This window comes from Streptomyces sp. NPDC032721, from assembly GCF_055579625.1.
The window spans coordinates 1-3,901 of record NZ_JBVIMX010000058.1 but is presented as its reverse complement, the minus strand read 5'-3'; the positions used below and the strand labels follow the sequence as shown (position 1 = coordinate 3,901).

General features: G+C 65.4%; 2 protein-coding genes. Both read left to right on the top strand.

Annotated features, from left to right (window positions below):
- The first annotated feature begins 76 nt into the window (after positions 1-76).
- Positions 77-1,315: a tyrosine-type recombinase/integrase gene (locus ACZ5PB_RS43385; RefSeq protein WP_468699255.1), complete on the top strand. Its 1,239-nt coding sequence runs from the start codon at positions 77-79 to the stop codon at positions 1,313-1,315.
- On the top strand, positions 1,312-3,807 hold the full coding sequence (locus ACZ5PB_RS43380) for a tyrosine-type recombinase/integrase (RefSeq protein WP_468699254.1): 2,496 nt from the start codon (positions 1,312-1,314) through the stop codon (positions 3,805-3,807). The genes ACZ5PB_RS43385 and ACZ5PB_RS43380 overlap by 4 nt, the downstream gene beginning before the upstream one ends.
- Positions 3,808-3,901 lie beyond the last annotated feature (94 nt).

Here is a 3,901-nt window from a genome sequence, read left to right as displayed (position 1 = left end):
CGCCACGTTAACTGAACTAGTTCCGTTCTTCTCGCAGGTCAGGTGACGTTTCGGAGATCCGCGCGTTAGTCGGTCCGTGAACGAGTCAGAGGCACCCGTACGTGATCTGTCGGCCTTGGTCGTCCCCCAGGTCGGCAAGCTGGTGAAGACGGGAGACGTGTGGGAGCCGTACCGGCTGGTGGACGCGTCGGGGGCGACCATCGAACCGGTCGCGGAGTACTTCCGGGACCTGTTGGGCTGCGACCGGTCCGCATCGACTGTGTACACGTACGGCAACGGCTTGCTTCGATGGTGGCGCTTCCTGTCGGCGGTGGAGGTCGGCTGGGCCCGGGCCACCCGGGTGGAGGCCCGGGACTTCATGCGCTGGCTGCAGCACACGGACAAGGCACGCGTCAGCCGTTCGCCGAAGCGGACGCGTGACGCGGTGAACGCGGTAACCGGCAAGCCGAAGCCAGGCCAGAAGTACCAGGCGTCAACACGGGCACACACCGAGACGGTGCTGCGGAAGTTCTACGAGTTTCACCAGGACATGGGGACCGGACCGCTGGTCAACCCATTTCCGCTGGTCAGAGCTCGCACGATGGCCAGGGCGAATGCACACCACAACCCGATGGATCCCTTCCGCAATGAGCGTCAGGGCCGTTACCGGCCCAAGGTTCCTAAGCGGATCCCACGGATGATCCCGGACGAGCGGTTCAACGAGATCTTTGCCGCGCTCCGCTCGAACCGGGACCGCGCTCTGGTGGCGTTCTATGTCTCCACCGGTGCCCGCGCCTCCGAGCTGCTGGGTGCCCGGTTCTGCGATGCCGACCCCGGCCAGCAGCTGATCAGCGTGGTCCGCAAAGGCACCGGGGCAGTGCAGCCGCTGCCCGCCTCGCCGGACGCGTTCGTCTGGCTGCGCCTCTACCAGTCCGAACTGCAGGGCATGGTGCCCAAAACGCGCTCTCGGCCGCTGTGGTGGACTCTTCGCAAACCTCTGCGGCCACTGACCTACGATGCGGCCCACCGCATGTTCGAGCGCGTGAATGCGAGCCTGGGCTCCAACTGGACCTTGCATGACTTGCGGCACACCGCGGCCTACCGGATGTCGCGGGACCCCAAGATCCCCCTCGTCGACGTCCAGTGGGTCATGGGGCATGCAAGTTTGACGACCACTCAGCTATATACGACGCCCACGGGCGACGAGGTCATCGAGAACGTGCTGGCTCACCATGCTCGGCAGGAGGCCAACGCCGCCGTCCGGCAAGCACCGCCGCCGGCACCGGGCTACCGCTCCGAGAGCCTGGACATCCTCTTCGGCCAGGTGGCCCCGTGACCAAGACCGGCCCCCGCGGGACCGTCGCCCGCCGCACAGGACTGAGCCTGCCAGAACAGCGCGAGGAGCCCGGCATCGGGGCTCACAGCCAGGCCGCATTGCGCGCTCGATTCCCCGCTCGGATCAATCCCACTATCTGGCCCGCCTCCGAACGGTCCGTCGACGAACTCGTCGAAGAACTGACTGCAGGCCTACGGCCGAAGACCCTTCCCAGCGTCCGCCGCGGAGTTACGGCGGTGCTCGGCTGGCTGGGCACCCAGCCCGGACTGTCCTGGCAGGAAAAGTGGCTGGCCAGCGGGGTCGAGGATCACCTCGTCGGCGACGACTGGAAGGCGCTGGCCGAGCCGTGGTTGCAGGCCCGTGGCTGGGACAAGGACTACGGCTTCAAGGACCTGGGCACTGGCCTGCGCCGCCTCCTGAGTATCGACACCTTCCGCCCCAGCATGCGCTGGATGCTCAGCCGCCCCATCCACGGACTCGTCCCCGTCATGGAACAACGCGACCCGGACGGCTTCACCCGTCTGCGAGCACAGCTCGCCGACATGACACCACAGCCACGGAACTTCGCCGCCGGTGTCGCGCTCAAACGCATCGCGACCATTCTGGCGGTCAAGGGTGGCGGGATCGCCGACATCACGGTGGGCGACTGCACCGAGCTCCTGGATACCCAAGACGTCGCCCACTCCCGCCGCGGCCAAGGCAAGTTTCTCTTCTACCAACTCCTTCTGGGATACGGCTCGTTCCCAATAGATGCACCCCTGACTTCTCGCGCCTTTCGCTCCGCTCAGGGCCAGCAGACCTGCGACCAGCTAATCGACCGCTACGGCATCGAATGCCGCCCAGTCCGCGATCTCCTGGTGGAATACCTCAAGGAACGCCAAGCCGCCCTCGACTACACAACCCTCAAGACGTTGTCCTATGTGCTCGGCCTGCTGTTCTGGCGCAACCTTGAAGATCACCACCCCGGCATCGCCTCCCTGGACCTGCCACCGGACGTCGCCTCGGCCTGGAAACAACGCATCACGATCAAGAAGCGGGTCGTTCGGGCCGACGACGGCACGCCCACCGAGGTCAACGAGCCTCGCCACAACGTCAACCACTGCCTGACCCTGGTGCGGGCCTTCTACCTCGACATCGCCCAGTGGGCTGCCGAGGAGCCGGCCAGGTGGGCAGCGCACGTCACCCCCTGCCCTATCCGCGCGCACGAGGTGAGCCAGCGCAAGCAGATCGAGCGGTCCCGGGCCCGCATGCACCAGCGCACCCGGCACCAGCTTCCCCTTCTGCCGGCCGTGGTCGCCATCGCCGAACGGCGCCGCATCTTCGCAGCCCGGCTCCTGGCCACTGCCCAACAAGTCGAGCCCGGCTCCGCCTTCGTCCTGGACGACGTCACCTACCTGCGGCCCACGACCATCCGCAAGGACGCCAGCACCATCCGCGTCAGCAACACCCACACCGGCGAAGTCCTTAACCTCACCCACGCTGAGCACGCCACCTTCTGGACCTGGGCAACGATCGAGGTCCTGCGGCATACCGGCATCCGGATCGAGGAGTTGCAGGAGCTGAACCACCACAGCTTCGTGCAGTATCGACTCCCCTCGACCGGCGAGCTGGTGCCGCTACTGCAGATCGCACCGTCGAAGATGGACACCGAACGGCTCCTGCTGATCAGCCCCGAACTCGCCGACGTGCTCAGCGCAGTCGTCACCCGCGTCCGCAGCGCGAACGGCGCAATCCCACTCGTCAGCGCCTACGACAACCACGAACGCGTATGGAACCCTCCTCTTCCCCTGCTGTTCCAATTCAAGTACGGCACGGAAGACCGACCCGTCGCCGGACACATGGTTCGCAAGTTCCTCATCGACATTCTGCACGGCGAAGGCCTGACCGGCCCCGACGGCGGTCCGCTGCGACTCGCCCCACACGACTTCAGGCGGATGTTCGTCACTGACGTGATCATGAATGGTCTGCCGCCGCACATCGCCCAGATCATCTGCGGACACCGCGACATCAACACCACCATGGGCTACAAGGCGATCTACCCGCAGGAAGCAATCGAACAGCACCGGGCCTTCATCGCCCGTCGCCGGACCGCCCGTCCCAGCGAGGAATACCGCATCCCCACCAACGAGGAATGGGAGGAGTTCCTCGGTCACTTTGAACTCCGCAAGGTCTCCCTCGGGACCTGCGGACGCGCCTACGGCACTGCCTGCATCCACGAACATGCCTGCGTCCGCTGTTCCATGCTCCGACCCGACCCAGCACAGCAACCTCGCCTCGTGGAAATCCGCGACAACCTCATCGCCCGCATCGAAGAGGCCGAACGCGAAGGCTGGCGCGGCGAAGTTGCTGGCCTCCAGGTCAGCCTGGCCGGAGCTGAGACCAAACTCGCCCAGCTCGAAAGCAGCACAAGCGTCCACCTCGGCATGCCCGACCTCAGCCGCCTCGTCGGACGCACCTCCACCACCGAAGGCCCCCAGAACACCGAGAGTTGAGGGAAATCAAGGCAACAAAAAAGGCGTCTCGCCCAAGACGAAACACCATTCCATTCGCTCAACTGAGCAATTATCAAGTTAGTTCAGAGAAGCC